The organism is Streptomyces sp. NPDC001231, from assembly GCF_042896885.1.
GTDB lineage: Bacteria > Actinomycetota > Actinomycetes > Streptomycetales > Streptomycetaceae > Streptomyces.
This window is the reverse complement of the sequence record NZ_JBIAXS010000061.1, coordinates 1-14,048: the sequence shown is the minus strand read 5'-3', so window position 1 is coordinate 14,048 and position 14,048 is coordinate 1. Positions and strand designations below refer to the sequence as shown.

Sequence of the window (14,048 nt, the reverse complement as noted above, 5' to 3'; positions counted from 1 at the left end):
AGGGGCAGACTGTCGGGTGCGGTCATCGTGCTGATCTCCTTCAAAGACTTGGTCGTCTTGAAAGATCAGCCGGTGGCCGTTCTCATATCCGGACACTCACTCCGACGCCGGGCCAAACGCCCGGATCAGGTGGGAGCCCGTACACCACTTCCCAGGACGCAACCCTCGGTTGACCTTCACCTTGGGGGAGACCACTTCGGCATTTACCCCGCCGAGCCGACGAAGTATTCGAAACCCGTCTCCGGGTCGCCGCAGAACGCAAGTGCCTCGCGGCCGATGCCAAGCGCACCAAGCAGGGTGTCCAGCGCCGCGTCCACGTCGTCCTGTGAGCGACTCACCCAGACGAACGTGTCCGGGACGACCGCTCCTTCAAGCCGACTCGGCGCAAAGTCCACCCGCTCGATACGGAACATGGCAACGTCCACATACCCGAGATCCTCCCACCCGCGTTCGACGGTCAGCCGCAATCGCGCCGCGAGCGCTTCCAGCGGCGGTCTCAGCCCCGCCACCAGCCGGAAAGAGCCAGCAGCGAACTCCCACACGCTCTGTTGGAACGCGGGATTGCGCTTCCCACCCTGGTACGACGGCGCCGCCTCCCAATCCGGCTCAGGCGCGGGAACCTCGATCTGCACCAAGCCCACCTCCCCAACCCGAACATCACTACGACCGCCCACGATTCACCGTAGTGGCTCGGCTGAGCTTCAACCCGGTGAACCTTCCCGGTCAGAGCACTGGCCGACAGCGAGCAACGTTCGAGCCAGGGTGCGGAGTTCTTCGTCCGGATGGCCCTGCCCGGAGTGGGGCGAGTCACTGAGCAGGCGGAGCGAGGAGAAGAAGAAGGCGCGGAGGGTGGGGCGGAGCTCCTCTGGGACCTGGCCGGTGGCGGCGAGGGCCCGGAGAGCGCGGAGGCCGACCGGGGTGGGGCCGACCAGCTCGACGAGGACGGGGACGGCGCGGTTCGGGGATCCGGTGATCCAGTGGTGGGCCTCGGCGGCCGCCATCCGAGTCCACTCGTACCCAACCTCCAGCAGAGGCTCGATGAGCGGCAGCAGCGGAGCGGCAGCGCTGCCCAGCGGCTGCAGGCTGCTCAGGTACCAGTGGCTCTGGCTCCGGGCCGAGAGCAGCCCCTCGAAGGCGCGAAGCGTCACACCGGCGTCACCGGTCAGCTGGTAGTGGGCCACGGCTGCCACGGCACTGAGTGAGGAATCGGTGCTCTGCGCGGCGTTGCGCAGCAGGTCGGTGATCTCCTGCGTCCGTATGCCGTTGAGCCCGATTTGGCGGGTGGCGACGATGGCCGCGCGGCCGGTCTTGAGGCTGTCGACCAGTTCGGGCTGGGCTCGGCGGGCGGCGGTACCGAACGGCGCCAGGGCCTCGACAAGGGCGATGGCTGTGTTGCCGGTGGCACCCGCTGCCAGCTCACGGCGGATCACGGGTATCAGCTGGTCGGCCGCCTCGGGGAAGTACTGCGCAGCCGCTTCGAGCATCTGGGCACTGGGGCGGCGCAGCACCAGCTCCAGTGCGCGGGGGTCGCGGGAGCGCACCAGGGCGAGGAGGGCCGGCTCGGCAGTCTCGTCGTCGGCACCTGCGTACTGGTACAGCGCGTCCCGGAGGTCGGCGCCCGGCTCGGGCAGGCGCTCGATCCAGTGGCCGATGGTGCGGAGGCGGCCGGCCAGGGCACGGGTGTCCTTCTGGTGGGACAAGGCGGCCAGCAGCAGGTCCAGGACCTCGGGCTCCCGGTCGCGCCAGGTCTCGGCGATCTCCTGGGCCAGCCAGGACCCACGCGAGCCGATGTCCCCGGCCGCGATCCAGCGGGCGGCCACGGCGAGGCCGGCATTCGGATCCCGAGTGAGCAGGCGGGTGAGCTGCCCTTCCTGAGTGGTGGTGCCCGACCAGGGGAAGTCGTCGTCTCCCGGGTCCGGTTCAGCACCGTCCTCGGCGATGACCTCCACCAGCTCAGCCGGGTACGGCGGCCCGGACCGCTCGGCGGCGAGCAGGGCCGCCGCCAGTCTGACCTCGGGCAGTCGGCTGTCGAGTGCCGCCATCCTACGCTCGAACCGGGCGAGGGCGACCACCGCGTCCGCCCGCACCGCCGGGACGGGATCGGTGGCGTACAGCCCATCGAGCTGCGCCACAGCGAAGGACTGCAGCTCAGCCGGGAGCAGTTCGGCCACAGCTGCGACCACCCGGAGCGCTGCCCGGCGCACCCCCCGTTCAGCGTCCTTCAGGCAGGGCAGCAGGCCCGGGAGCACCCGGCAGAGCTCGGCGCAGATCGCGGCGACCGAACTGACGGGCCAGTGCGGTGATTCGATGTCCGTCGGGTCGTGGTCGGCGAGGACGGCGAGCAGCATCAGCAGCTCCTCGCGCTTGCCCGGGGCGTGTAGGACGGCGTGGGCGAGGAAGGGGACGGCGGGTGCCGAGGCCGGATAGACCGTGCCTTGGTGGTGGATGTTGCCGTAGAGCTCGTAGATCGCCTCGTCGGCCGTCTCCTTGTCGCCCTGATAGAGGGCCCTGATCAGCTCGGGCACGTCCTCCGCGGAGCCGTAGGCGTGGGTCAGGGCGTGCCACTGGACGTCGTCCAGTTCGGCCGGAGGTTTCATGGTCCGCGCTCCTCATCCGCTCAGGTGCGCCGACCGTATCGATCACCGCTGACATCGAGAGAAAACCCGCCACCTGTCCTCATGCGGCTGGTGATCCGGCTTGCCGCGGCGCGCATCTCCAGCAGCCGGGCCTCGGCCTCGTCCAGGCCCACGACCTTGAAGCAGATGTGAAGCTGCTGGGGAACGGTGTGGTCGGGGCGGCTCGCAGCCCGGTAGTCGTCGACCCATTGAAAGCCGATGAGGAGTCCGCGCTCACGGTTCAGGCCTTGCGCTGCCACAGTTGTCTGAGGCGGGGCACCCGGCGGATGTTCCGCCCGGATTATCACGCCGTGATAGTCACAGCCCGAGCCAGCACCATTAGGCCGGGTTATCACGGCGTGATAAATACTGGCTCCGCCTCGCCCTCCGCTGAGCCGCGGGTGGCACGGAGCCGACCCTGCACATGGCCAGGGGCTGGTCGACGAGGTGGTTCGTGTACGGGCAAGCTCGCTCTGCGCCGGGAGCTACGGCGATGGTCGTCCGCCTTGGAGGCACCGGCTTGACGCCGGCGTCAAGATCCTCTGTGGTGCCGACACGAACCACGCGGTAGAATGTGTTCCGAAACCTAGACCCATTGAGGCCCCCGCTCCGGCGGGGGCCTCAATGGTTTTGCCGGCCGTGTTACGGACGGGACGGCCTCCGCCTCGACCGGTCACGGACTGCCGAGAGGTTCAGTACCTCAGCGGTCCCCTCGTTGGCGGGCTTGGCCGGCTTGGAGTGACCTGGCGTGCTCCTGCGGCCCAGGCGCTTCTCCTTTTTCTCCCGCTCGGCCTGGACGACGGCGGCGTCATAACGTTCCTGGTACTCGTCAACGTCGAGACGGTCCGTAGGGTCGAGCGTCCCGATGGCCTCCAGGTGCTCGGTGACGCTGCGCGCACCGCTGATCATCGGGTTGAGGAGGTAGACGCCCTTGGCCTGGCGGAACACGAGCTTGGCAAGGATCAGGGCCTGCAGACCACGCCCCACCATGGAGCGGTGTACGTCCAGGGCTTCGGCCAGCTCCTCTTCCGTGACCAGGCAGCGCCCTCCGGCTTCCTGGGTCCCAAGAAGCCGGAAGAGCACCCGGTAGGCGATCCCCGGCATCGCGGGCATGTACGCGAAGCCGTTAAAGGTGCCGTACGTCAGCTCCGGCGGCTCCGGGTTCGCAGACGCTGCAGTCCTCATCTCACGCCTCCGGCTTCTTCTTCGTGCTCTTACGCTTGCGCGTCTTTGACAACGGTTCGGGCAGTTTCGCACCCGGAAGGGCCATGTCTCTGAATTCCTCTGGAACGCCTGGCTCAAGCACGAGATCGTTCAGAAGGCTCAGTTGCTCCACCTGAACTTTGACCCTCTTGGCGACCGATCCCCGAACGGGCTTCTGGATCAGCCGGTAGCCCCCGCGAAGGGTCACCGCGGGCTGGAGCTGGATGGACCCCTTCTTCGGCGAGTAGGCCAGGCCCAGCCGCTTCAGCTTGGTCTGGGCCCGGGACACCTGAGCAGGATCCATCTCGAGTTCGGCAGCGATCTCCGTCTGCTTGAGCTCGACTGCCCCTCCTACTTCCTGACTTCCCATCATGTAGAGCAGTACGCACAGGGTGACGTTGTCGTCCCGGAAGTACCTGGCAGCCCAGCGCAGAAACTCCAGGCTGTCCTGGGCAAAGTACTTACCGATGAAGTCGCCGGCCGTGACGGGGGGTCTGACCTCTGCTGTGTGGCCGACGGGCAACTCGACGAGGTTCTTCCTCGGACCTAGTGCGCCGGCATACGGGCTGTTGGCACTCGGCGCACGAGGCGCGGACGAGCCGGGGACCCGACGAGGGTCCCCCTGAGGCTGTGCAGACATGACTCTACGTGCTCCTCAAGATCGAAACCTAGACGCGGAGCACACTAGTGATTGCGCATATAGATAGCAATGACGCGACCTATCTGCGCGTTGGGCGTGTCGAACATGACTTCGGAGTCATGTTCGAGGTAGCCATGATCCGCTGTCGCGGGATTGCGCAGATAGGTCGCAACGAACACGGCGCAACTTGACCCTACGAGCAACTTCCGCAGCTGAAAAATGACTTGGGAGTCATGTTCTGAAGGTCTATCAAGCCCTCTGACCTGCGAGGATGTGACCGCCTCTATTCTCTATAAGCGCGGGTGCGTCTCGGCTGGCCCCCATCATGCTGATGCTGAGTCTCATGCGCCTCATATCAACCCGCCGGTGGTAGCAGCCGGTGGAACCAGGGGCCTTCGCCGACCCCTGGACCCCGCTGTCCCCGGCACTCCTCGACGCGAATCCGTATCGTCGTGGCGTGCACCATGCGCGTCGAGCAGCACCGGGGTTGTGGCTCGCTAGTCGGTCGCTCTGCAAAGTTGCGGTCCGTGGTGCGCTCGTTGTGTACGACGACCTGGTCAGCCCCTTACCGCCCATGCTCTACCCGCACCACCGAAAGCCAGCCACAGCGATGCTTTTGCTGAACGAGCAGGTGCACGTGTGTCACGGCAACCCATTCCCGGTCTCAGCTACGTTTCGTTCTTGATGGCCCCAACCGACCCACTGGTCGCCCACGGTGGCCGGCCACCCGTCGGGGCACCGCAAGCCCTCCAGGGCTGAGGAGCTACCGACCCTCGGCTCCAGCACCCGGGAACGCAACCTCCCGTTGATCTCTGAAAGGGCGCAGGCGGGCGCCAACAAGTTCCGGGTGCTTCCACCTCGACGCCCCGGGCTGGTACCGGCAGGCGGACGAGGTGCCGCATCTTCCGGCGGTGGCGGCCGCGGTGTGGGAGCGGCGGGCCATCCGTGTGCGCTACCGCCGGTGGCGTACCCCGCAGGTGGTTGAGCGGCGTCTGGAGCCCTACGGGATCGTGCTCAAGGCCGGATGCTGGTACACCGTCGCCCGTGCCGACGATGACCTGCGCACCTACCGGATCGGGCAGATCCTTGACCTGGAGCCACTGGAAGAGGTGTTCGACCCACCGGTCCGTTTCGACCTGGCTCGTCACTGGCAGGCCCATACGGCGCGGCTGCAGGAACGACTGTGGCAGGGCGAAGCGGAGATGCGCATCTCACCGGTCGGCATCACCCGCCTCCAGGACGTCGCGGCGCAAGCGGTGCTCGATGGCGTGAACCAGGGAAAACTGGAGCCCAGCGGCTGGCGCCGGGCTGTCATCCCCATCGAGAGCCTCGCCCACGCGGAGGCAGAGCTGCTGCGGTTGGGCCCGGAGGTGGAGGTGCTCGCACCGTCGGAGCTTCGGGAGCGCATCGCCGCATCGGCACGGGCCATGGCGACGCTCTACGACTGAAGGTGATCTCGCCCGTGCATGCCGTCCGAACGGCCGGCGTCGGGAAACGCCGGCGCCCTCCCTGCATCGGGATGAGGCGCACCGCCCTGCACGGGTTCAGCACGTCACGCCTTCTTTCGCGTCGCCGCCGGAGCGCGTGGCCAGCGTCGGAAAGGCGGTACCTGCTCAGGCAATCGAGGGTCGGACGTGGCCCGGCGGCCACTTCTTGATCTTGCTCGCACAAAGGACCGTTTTTGAGAGTCGCCCACCACATCGGGATCGTTAGAAGCGATCCGGGCGGCAACCTGACAGAGCCGACTCAACGGTTCCGTCGACCAACTCCCGCGCGACCAGGCGGCCCACGGCCGCGGCGAGCGTGACCGCCGAGTGCATCACTGCCAAGTAGAGGCCGGGGACCTCGGTGACCGGGCCGACGATCGGCTCACCGTCGGCCGGCATCGGGCGCACTCCGAGTCGGGTGCTGAGCAGCTCGACGCTCCCGGCGCCATGGAAAGTGGACCGGACAGCGGCAAGGGTCCGTTCGGGCGAGTCCGCGGCGGCGATCAGCCGGTCCGCGGCGACCTGCCGAAGATCGAAGTCCTCGGTGTTGACCACGGTGCGGACCAGACCGGCCGGGGCGCGGAGCCGGAACAGCGGGCACGGCGACGGTTCGACCGGGACGCGCACGCCGAGCGGCGCGCCCAGCGCGGCCGCGGCAACTCCGGCCGCCAGCACCACCGTCGCACCGGAGAGGGGTCCTGATGTCGTCTCGACCCCGGCGATCCGGCCCGCCGTGTCCCGGCGGACCGCGGTAACCAGCGTGTCTAGATGTACCCGAGCTCCATGGGTGCGAGCGCCCGCGACCAGCCGCTCGGCCACGCCCACCGAGTCAACAGCGCCGTCACCCGGCGCCCAGACAGCCCACTCCGGAGGCTGTCGAAGCGCGGGCTCGAGCGTCGCCACGGTGGCCGCGTCCACGATCGTCTGCCCGGGCCCGGCGTCCGGCGCACTGTCCTGCCTGTCCCAGCTCAGCGAGCCGGACCAGGTCACCGGGAGTCCCGGCAACTCGGTCCCGAGTCGGTGGTACTCCGCCGTTGCGGTGGCCCGCAGCCCGGCGGCCGGACCTTTGAGCACGCCGGACGATCCGACCCAGGCGAACGAGTCCGCCGTCACGCCGGCGCCTGGCCGCCCGGCGTCGACCAACGTCACGGTGGCGCCCGCCCGGGCGGCGTGATAGGCCACCGATGCGCCGACAATGCCGGCGCCGACGACGACCAAGTCCCTACTCACCGGTGGGCTCAACACGTTCACGACCTTAACGTCCGCAGCGTCCGCCCGGAAACGAGATTTAGACGCGGGACACTAGGCCGCCCATCTGCAGGAGCCCGCCGGAGCCGAGCGCCTCGCCCGGCTTGGCACTCCGTACCTGCTCTGCCTCCGGGCTGGCCACGAGCTGGAGGATGCGCGGGAGGTAGCCCTGACGCTCGCCCTGCGAGCCCGCCCACACCGCCACCAGCGACGATCCCGCTGGCGCCGACTCGCCCCCGGCCGGCAGGCCCTGCTCGCCCTGGCCCACCTGCGCAACGGCGACATCCTCACCCCCATGGCCGCTGGATTCCAGGTCGGGGTTGCCACCGCCTGGCGCTATACCCGCGAGGCGATCACCTTGCTCGCCGCGACCGCCAACGACCTGCACCAGGCGATGATCAGGATCCGGCTGCTGGCCTACGTCATCCTCGGCGGCACGCTGATCCCGATCGACCGCGTGCACGATCAGAAGCCTTACTACTCCGGAAAACACCGACGGCACGGGATGAACATCCAGGTAATCGCGGATGCGGCCGGACGCCTCGTCTGGGCGTCGGCGGCACTTCCCGGCTCGGCACACGACCTGACTGCTGCGCGAACCCACGGCATCGTCGCCGCGTTGACCAACGCTGACGTGATGACCTTCGCGGACACGGCGTATCAAGGCGCCGGCGGTTCCGTGCGTATCCCGTTCAAGCGGCACCGCTACCGGCCGAAGCTGTCGCGCCGGCAGAAGGCCGTGAACATGGCCCACGCCCGGATCTGCTGCCGCGGTGAACGCGCCGTCGCCACCCTCAAGACCTGGAAAATCCTGACCAAGCTGCGCTTCAGCTCCTCCCGGACGACCGCAATGGTGCAGGCCATCCTCGTTCTCCACCACGTCGAAAACCCGACCTACCAAGGATGAGAAACGCTCAGCCATGCCGACCGACCCTGGTGATGAGTTTTCGCGCCCGCACCCGTCACACCTACGACGGGACACGGCTAGGCGGAAGGATGACGTGATGAGTGCGGACACGCGGCTGAAGGAGCCGGGCGTGAGCGGGCTGGGCGAGGTCGACGAGCCGGCGTTCTCGGGGCTGGCGGAGCAGCACAGGCGGGAGCTGCACGTGCACTGCTACCGGATGCTCGGGTCGTTCGAGGACGCCGAGGACACCGTGCAGGAAACGTTCCTCCGTGCCTGGCGGCGACGGGACACCTTCGAGGGGCGGTCGACGTTCCGGGCCTGGCTGTACCGGATCGCCACCAACGCCTGCCTGGACCTGCTCGCCAAGTGCCGCCCGGAGCCTGCGACCGGCGGCGAGGTGCTGTGGCTGCAGCCCTACCCGGACCGGCTGCTCGACGAGCTGCCCGCGGGCGACGCGGACGAGCCGGAGACCGTCGCCGTCGCGCGGGAGACGATCGAGCTGGCGTACCTGGTCGCCGTCCAGCACCTCGCGCCGCGCCCGCGGGCCGTGCTGATCCTGCGGGACGTGCTCGGCTGGCCGGCGAAGGACGTCGCGGAGCTCCTCGGGGACTCCGTCAACTCCGTGAACAGCGCGCTGCAGCGGGCCCGCGCCGGCATGCGGGAGCACCTGCCCGCCGAGCGGCAGGATTGGACCGGCGGCGAACAGGACGCCGGGACGCGCGAGCTGGTGCGCCGCTATACCGACGCCAGCGTGGCCACGGACGTCGACGGGCTCGCCGCACTGCTGCGGGACGACGTCCGCTGCTCGATGCCGCCCACGCCGGGCCTGTACGTCGGCCGCGACGCGGTGGTGAACGACTGGGTCGAGAGCGGCTTCGAGGGCATGAAGGGCCTGCGCGCCGTCCTCACCTCCGTGAACCGGCAGCCCGCCGTCGCCTTCTACCTCTGGCGGAAGCGGGAGGGCGCGTACCTGCCGCTGACGATCGACGTCTTGCGCGTCACCGGCGGGGCGATCACCGAGATCGTCACGTTCCACGACGACCAGTTCCCGCGGCTCGGGCTGCCGGAGCGCCTGCCGGCGGACGGCACGGAGTAGTCCCGGTGTGGATGCTCACGTTGCGCGGTGGCGCGCGTGTCGCGGTGGTCGCGGCGGAATGGCGCGATGCGTTCGGCGTCGTCACCCGCGGGCGGGTGCAGCTGGAGCTGCGCGACGGCGAGCCCGGGCCGGTTCTCGGACGCGGCGCCGGGTTCTGGCTCCGCGGCACCGGCGTCCGCGCCCTGCGGAACCCCGGTCGTCGCACGGCGAGGGTGCGCATCGTCACCCCCAAGGCCAGGACCGTCACCGCCAGCAGAGCGCAGACCACGGCCTTCGCGGAGACGATAGAGAGAGTGTTCGGCCCGTAGGTGTCCCCGGCGGCACAGCGGGCACGCTCCAGCCAGCCGCCTCCGGTACCGGTGAGGGGGTGGCCAGCCGGGCACGCCGGCCGCCACGGTTCCTCGGGCGGTACGAAGAGCCGGTACGCGGGGCGGGATATAAGGGCGCTCGCGCTGCAGCCCCACAAGGCGGCAGCCGTGATTGATCAGCAACGTCTCCACCGGAACTGCCTAGGGTCTGCCGGGCCGGACTAGGACGGCACTATCGAGAGATCCACTGCATCGCTGCCGACGCTACGCCGCGAACGTGGCCGCGCCGGGCTGCGGGCCGAACCGGCTGGCGAACTCCTCGCAGACACCGAGCGTGCTGAGGAAGAGAGCACTGCCTTCGAGGAACCGCGTTTTGTCGAGCTCTTGGGCCACGACACATCCGGCGTACACCGTCGGATCCTCGTGCCGCTCGCGCGCTTCGCGCACAAGCTGCTCGTACTGTTCCTCTCCTCATCGAGCTCAATGCGAAGTGCCCTGACCATGTCCCCCCAGGGTGGCCGGGCAACGTCGCCAGAGTTGGGCTCGGCTACTTCGGTGTGCTGCGCTGACTGCGTAGCACGTGGGCCGGTTCGCCGAGCGAGCAACCGTCGATTCTCCGTGGAATACGCAGCGCTGGTCAGGTCAGGCCTGGCGCCAGGAACGCAGCCTCTCGGCGATGCCGTACGAGTCCAGCCGCAGCCCCCGGATGTCGTAGATCAGTTCCCGCCAGAGCTCAAACTTCGTGTCCACGCGTTCTCCGGAGGCCTCTAGGTAGGCGATGGCGACGCCGTATCCATACACCTCATTGCGGGCCGGGAGCGGGCGCAGCAGCACGCACTCCTCCAGCATGACCGCAGCCCGCCAGAAGGCGTCGGGATGGTGCTGATCATGCCGGGGCGGGTCGACGCGGTGGCGCTGGGCCATTCCGACGAGCACAGAGAAGTCGTTGACGGTCAGGTCGTCCCGGAGGATCTCTTCCTGGCGCTCGAGGAACCACCGGTAGTCGACGTACACGACGGGAGGCACAGGTCAGGCCGCCCGCGGGGTGTCGTGCGCGACGGACGGCAGCCCGCCGAACTCGGCATCGAAGGCGTCCATGACGCCGGGCTCGCTGATCGCGCGGCGGAAGGCGGCGGTCGCCGTCTGCAGGGCTCGCTCTTGTTCCTTCTCCCCAGCCACCTTGGCGAGGTAGGCCTTCACAGACAGACCTTCGGCAGCGGCGAGGCCCTGCAGGGTGTCCCTGGTGCTTGTGTCGACCTTGACAGTGGTTTCAGCCATACCCACAGTATCCCGCACGGTATACGCGTCGCGCTACCCGCTTGTGAGAGCATGCGCCGCAGCGCCGCTCACGGGCGGCACCGAAAGATTACGTCCAGGGTGCTGCGCGTGCTTGCTCGCGCTGACAGGTGCGGCTGGGCGCTGCGCGGCCTCCGCCCCGTCTTCTTCGCGGTCGTTCTTCCGTCCCGCGGCGTCGGGCGATGTCAGTGGTGGCAGGGAGGATGACGGGCATGACAACACCTGCCGCTGTGATCATGGATGCCGCCGCTTACGCGCAGGCGGTCGAGGACGCGGTGAAGGCGTCGGCCGCCTACTACGCGGGTGGGACGTCGGCATTGGACGATGACGCCTACGACCGGCTGGTGCGAGGCATCGCCGCGTGGGAGGCCGAACATCCCGATCAGGTGCTGCCCGACTCTCCGACGGGGAAGGTCGCCGGCGGCGCCGTGGAGGGCGATGTCCCGCACACGGTGGCGATGCTGAGTCTGGACAACGTGTTCTCGCCGGAGGAGTTCACCGCCTGGACCGCCTCCCTGGCCCGGCGTATCGGCCACGAGGTCGAGCGGTTCAGCGTCGAGCCGAAGCTGGATGGGCTCGCGGTCGCCGCCCGATACGCCGGCGGTCGCCTGCGACAGCTGATCACACGAGGGGACGGGATAGCCGGGGAGGATGTCTCGCACGCGATTGGCGCGATCGAGGGCCTGCCGGACGAACTCGCCGAGCCGGTCACCGTGGAGGTCCGCGGCGAAGTCCTGATGACGACAGCTCAGTTCGAGCACGCCAACGAAGTGCGCACCGCGCACGGCGGGCAGTCGTTCGCCAACCCGCGCGGCGCCGCGGCGGGCACTCTGCGCGCCAAGGAGCGTGCCTACACCGTGTCGATGACGTTCTTCGGCTACGGCCTGCTGCCCCTGCCCAATACCGAGACGGTACTCGCCGCACGGCTGGGCGAACTCGCGCACAGCGAGCTGATGGCGCAGGCCGCCACGTTCGGGATCAACACCACCGCCACCACCGGGGTGCCCGGTATCACCGCCGACACCGTCGAGCAGGTGCTGACCCGGGTGCAGGAGATCGCCGCCCTGCGGGCCGAGCTGCCGTTCGGGATCGACGGGATCGTCATCAAGGCCGACCTGGCCGCCGACCAGCAGGCGGCAGGATCGGGTTCGCGCGCTCCGCGTTGGGCGATCGCCTACAAGCTGCCGGCCGTCGAGAAGATCACCCGGCTGCTCGAGGTGGAGTGGAACGTCGGCCGCACCGGCATCATCGCCCCGCGCGCCGTCTTGGAACCGGTCGACATCGACGGCGCCACCATCACCTACGCCACCCTCCACAACCCGGCCGACATTACCCGCCGCGACCTGCGTCTGGGCGACCACGTCATGGTCCACCGGGCCGGCGACGTCATCCCCCGCATCGAAGCCCCCGTCGCCCACCTGCGCACCGGCGACGAACAGCCCATCGCCTTCCCCGAGACGTGCCCGCGCTGCGGGGCCGGCATCGACACCCGCGAGCAGCGCTGGCGCTGCGAGAACGGACGCAACTGCCACCTGGTGGCCGCCCTGTCCTACGCGGCCGGCCGCGACCAGCTCGACATCGAAGGCCTCGGCCACACCCGCGTCGTCCAACTCGTCGATGCCGGCCTCGTCGCCGATCTCGCCGGCCTGTTCGCCCTCACCCGCGAGCAGCTCCTGGGCCTGGAACGGATGGGGGCAACCAGCACCGACAACCTGCTCGCCGCCATCGCCGCAGCCAAGGGCCAGCCGCTGTCGCGGGTGCTGTGCGCGCTCGGGGTCCGCGGCACCGGCCGTTCCATGTCCCGCCGTATTGCCCGGCACTTCGCCACCATGGCCAACATCCGCGCCGCGGACGCGGAAGTGATGCAGCAGGTCGAGGGCATCGGCACCGAGAAGGCCCCCTCGATCGTCGCCGAACTCGCCGAACTTGCCCCGCTTATCGACAAACTCGCCGCCACCGGGATGAACATGACCGAACCCGGCGCCACCCCACCCACCCCACACGACGGCGACACCGGCGACCACGACGAAAACACCGAGCGTGCGGGCGGACCGCTGGCGGGGATGACCGTGGTCGTCACCGGCGCGATGGCCGGCCCCCTGGAGAAGCTCAGCCGCAACCAGATGAACGAGCTCATAGAACAAGCAGGCGGCCGCTCCTCCTCCAGCGTCTCCAAGAAGACCACCCTGGTCGTCGCCGGAGAGGGCGCGGGGTCCAAGCGAGCCAAGGCCGAGGATCTTGCTATCCGCCTGGCCACCCCGGACGAATTCGCCGCCCTGGTCGCCGACTACCTCAACTAGGCCTTCAACAAGGGACGTTCCTCAGCTCGTGCCGGCATTCGGGGCTGCGCGGGAACAACCCGAGACAGCTGACCGTTCACCTACACGTGGCTCGCGGAGGGGACAGTGTCCCCGGGCCTCACCTACCGCCGATGGGGACGATCGTCCGGCTGAAGCCCCATGGAGCCTTCCGCCGAGAGGCGACCGCCCTCCGCACGTCGCGCGTCTGTTGCGGCGAGCAGCGCCTGGACTTCGGGGGTGCGCAGCTCGGCATCGGGGTCGGCCACCCACGCAGGTTCACCGGGGCTCCTGCTTCATGAGGGGAAGGGAAGTGCCCTGTTCTTCACGCGCGGCATAGGGCTTCAGCGCAGGTCAGGTCGCTTCGGGCCTCAGCGACACCGTCCCATCGGCCGTGGGGAGGCCCGAGGACCAGCGCGGGGTGGACGGTGCCATCCTGGTCGACGTGGACGCGGCCAGGGTGCCTGTCGCCCTCCGGCACAGGGCCGGCCGCCGCATCGGCTCGCGTCCGTCCCGGCACACGGTACGAACGGGGCGCGGCCTCTGCGGCGTCTTCTGACCGCCGTCGTTGCGCCACGCTGCTTCCATCGCGACCCGCAGCGCAACGCGGGCCAGATCGATGGCCACAAAACACGAAACGGGCTGCCGACTTCGGCGGCAGCCCGTCATGAAAGTGTGAGGTTAGCGCGGATGTAGCCCGACCGGCTGGCCGCTTTCTGGCGGGCGAGGTCTGCGACGGCGCGGCGTCGGCGGTGGCTGTGTCTCACGTTGGCAGGTGGGTCCGGTGGCAGCCGGAGTGGAGGTCCTGTTTGTGCGGGGTCCGGGGGCTGCCACCGGAGCGGGGTGCTGCGGGTCTTACTTGAGGTGGACGATGCCGTCCGTGGTGACGGCGGGGCGGCCGGCGGTGCCGACGACCACGATCTTGATGGTGTGCTTCGCGCTGGTGGGCCA

Annotated in this window: 14 protein-coding genes and 1 pseudogene; 5 read left to right on the top strand and 10 right to left on the bottom strand. The window is 69.0% G+C overall.

Going from position 1 to position 14,048, the window contains the following annotated elements; translation table 11 throughout:
- Window positions 1-203: 203 nt before the first annotated feature.
- The 5 genes and pseudogenes from ACFY3J_RS38370 to ACFY3J_RS38350 all read right to left on the bottom strand — a co-directional run bounded on the left by ACFY3J_RS38370 (window position 204) and on the right by ACFY3J_RS38350 (window position 4,341).
- Window positions 204-635 carry a hypothetical protein gene (locus ACFY3J_RS38370; protein WP_384187829.1) on the bottom strand — a complete coding sequence of 144 codons (432 nt, stop codon included), beginning with the start codon at window positions 633-635 and terminating at the stop codon, window positions 204-206.
- Window positions 636-701: 66 nt separating this feature from the next.
- Window positions 702-2,597 carry a hypothetical protein gene (locus ACFY3J_RS38365; RefSeq protein WP_390842852.1) on the bottom strand — a complete coding sequence of 632 codons (1,896 nt, stop codon included), beginning with the start codon at window positions 2,595-2,597 and terminating at the stop codon, window positions 702-704.
- Window positions 2,598-2,639: 42 nt separating this feature from the next.
- A pseudogene (locus ACFY3J_RS38360) lies at window positions 2,640-2,866 on the bottom strand (VOC family protein); the annotation flags it as partial.
- A 391-nt stretch (window positions 2,867-3,257) separates the two neighbouring features.
- Entirely contained in the window at window positions 3,258-3,800 is a 543-nt protein-coding gene (locus ACFY3J_RS38355) for a hypothetical protein (RefSeq protein WP_281157608.1), read from the bottom strand.
- Window position 3,801: 1 nt separating this feature from the next.
- Window positions 3,802-4,341 carry a hypothetical protein gene (locus ACFY3J_RS38350; protein ID WP_384187824.1) on the bottom strand — a complete coding sequence of 180 codons (540 nt, stop codon included), beginning with the start codon at window positions 4,339-4,341 and terminating at the stop codon, window positions 3,802-3,804.
- A 1,010-nt stretch (window positions 4,342-5,351) separates the two neighbouring features.
- Between ACFY3J_RS38350 and ACFY3J_RS38345 the strand changes: the two genes are divergently transcribed.
- On the top strand, window positions 5,352-5,906 hold the full coding sequence (locus ACFY3J_RS38345; protein ID WP_390842851.1) for a helix-turn-helix transcriptional regulator: 555 nt from the start codon (window positions 5,352-5,354) through the stop codon (window positions 5,904-5,906).
- A 261-nt stretch (window positions 5,907-6,167) separates the two neighbouring features.
- Here ACFY3J_RS38345 and ACFY3J_RS38340 read toward each other — a convergent pair whose 3' ends face one another.
- Together ACFY3J_RS38340 and ACFY3J_RS38335 are read right to left on the bottom strand one after the other, a co-directional pair.
- Window positions 6,168-7,175: an NAD(P)/FAD-dependent oxidoreductase gene (locus tag ACFY3J_RS38340; protein ID WP_384187820.1), complete on the bottom strand. Its 1,008-nt coding sequence runs from the start codon at window positions 7,173-7,175 to the stop codon at window positions 6,168-6,170.
- Window positions 7,176-7,233: 58 nt separating this feature from the next.
- Window positions 7,234-7,398, bottom strand: a complete 165-nt coding sequence (locus ACFY3J_RS38335; RefSeq protein WP_390842850.1) for a hypothetical protein — start codon at window positions 7,396-7,398, stop codon at window positions 7,234-7,236.
- On the opposite strand from ACFY3J_RS38335, the gene ACFY3J_RS38330 reads away from it, so the two are divergent.
- The 3 genes from ACFY3J_RS38330 (at window position 7,339) to ACFY3J_RS38320 (ending at window position 9,504) form a co-directional block, all read left to right on the top strand.
- Window positions 7,339-8,100: a transposase family protein gene (locus ACFY3J_RS38330; protein ID WP_390842853.1), complete on the top strand. Its 762-nt coding sequence runs from the start codon at window positions 7,339-7,341 to the stop codon at window positions 8,098-8,100. The two genes, ACFY3J_RS38335 and ACFY3J_RS38330, sit on opposite strands and share 60 nt — an antisense overlap.
- A gap of 97 nt (window positions 8,101-8,197) precedes the next feature.
- The gene (locus tag ACFY3J_RS38325) at window positions 8,198-9,196 is read left to right on the top strand and encodes an RNA polymerase subunit sigma-70 (protein ID WP_384187817.1); all 999 of its coding nucleotides are present in this window, start codon (window positions 8,198-8,200) and stop codon (window positions 9,194-9,196) included.
- An 11-nt stretch (window positions 9,197-9,207) separates the two neighbouring features.
- Window positions 9,208-9,504 (top strand): hypothetical protein, encoded by a 297-nt coding sequence (locus ACFY3J_RS38320; protein ID WP_390842848.1) that lies wholly within the window; start codon window positions 9,208-9,210, stop codon window positions 9,502-9,504.
- Window positions 9,505-9,768: 264 nt separating this feature from the next.
- On the opposite strand, the gene ACFY3J_RS38315 is transcribed toward ACFY3J_RS38320, so the two are convergent.
- The 3 genes from ACFY3J_RS38315 to ACFY3J_RS38305 form a co-directional block, all read right to left on the bottom strand.
- Window positions 9,769-9,951, bottom strand: a complete 183-nt coding sequence (locus ACFY3J_RS38315) for a hypothetical protein (protein ID WP_390842847.1) — start codon at window positions 9,949-9,951, stop codon at window positions 9,769-9,771.
- A 195-nt stretch (window positions 9,952-10,146) separates the two neighbouring features.
- On the bottom strand, window positions 10,147-10,530 hold the full coding sequence (locus ACFY3J_RS38310; RefSeq protein ID WP_100830185.1) for a toxin Doc: 384 nt from the start codon (window positions 10,528-10,530) through the stop codon (window positions 10,147-10,149).
- Window positions 10,531-10,533: 3 nt separating this feature from the next.
- Entirely contained in the window at window positions 10,534-10,782 is a 249-nt protein-coding gene (locus ACFY3J_RS38305; protein WP_384187806.1) for an antitoxin MazE7, read from the bottom strand.
- 230 nt (window positions 10,783-11,012) lie between these two features.
- On the opposite strand from ACFY3J_RS38305, the gene ligA reads away from it, so the two are divergent.
- Window positions 11,013-13,100, top strand: a complete 2,088-nt coding sequence (gene ligA, locus ACFY3J_RS38300; protein WP_390842845.1) for an NAD-dependent DNA ligase LigA — start codon at window positions 11,013-11,015, stop codon at window positions 13,098-13,100.
- Window positions 13,101-14,048 lie beyond the last annotated feature (948 nt).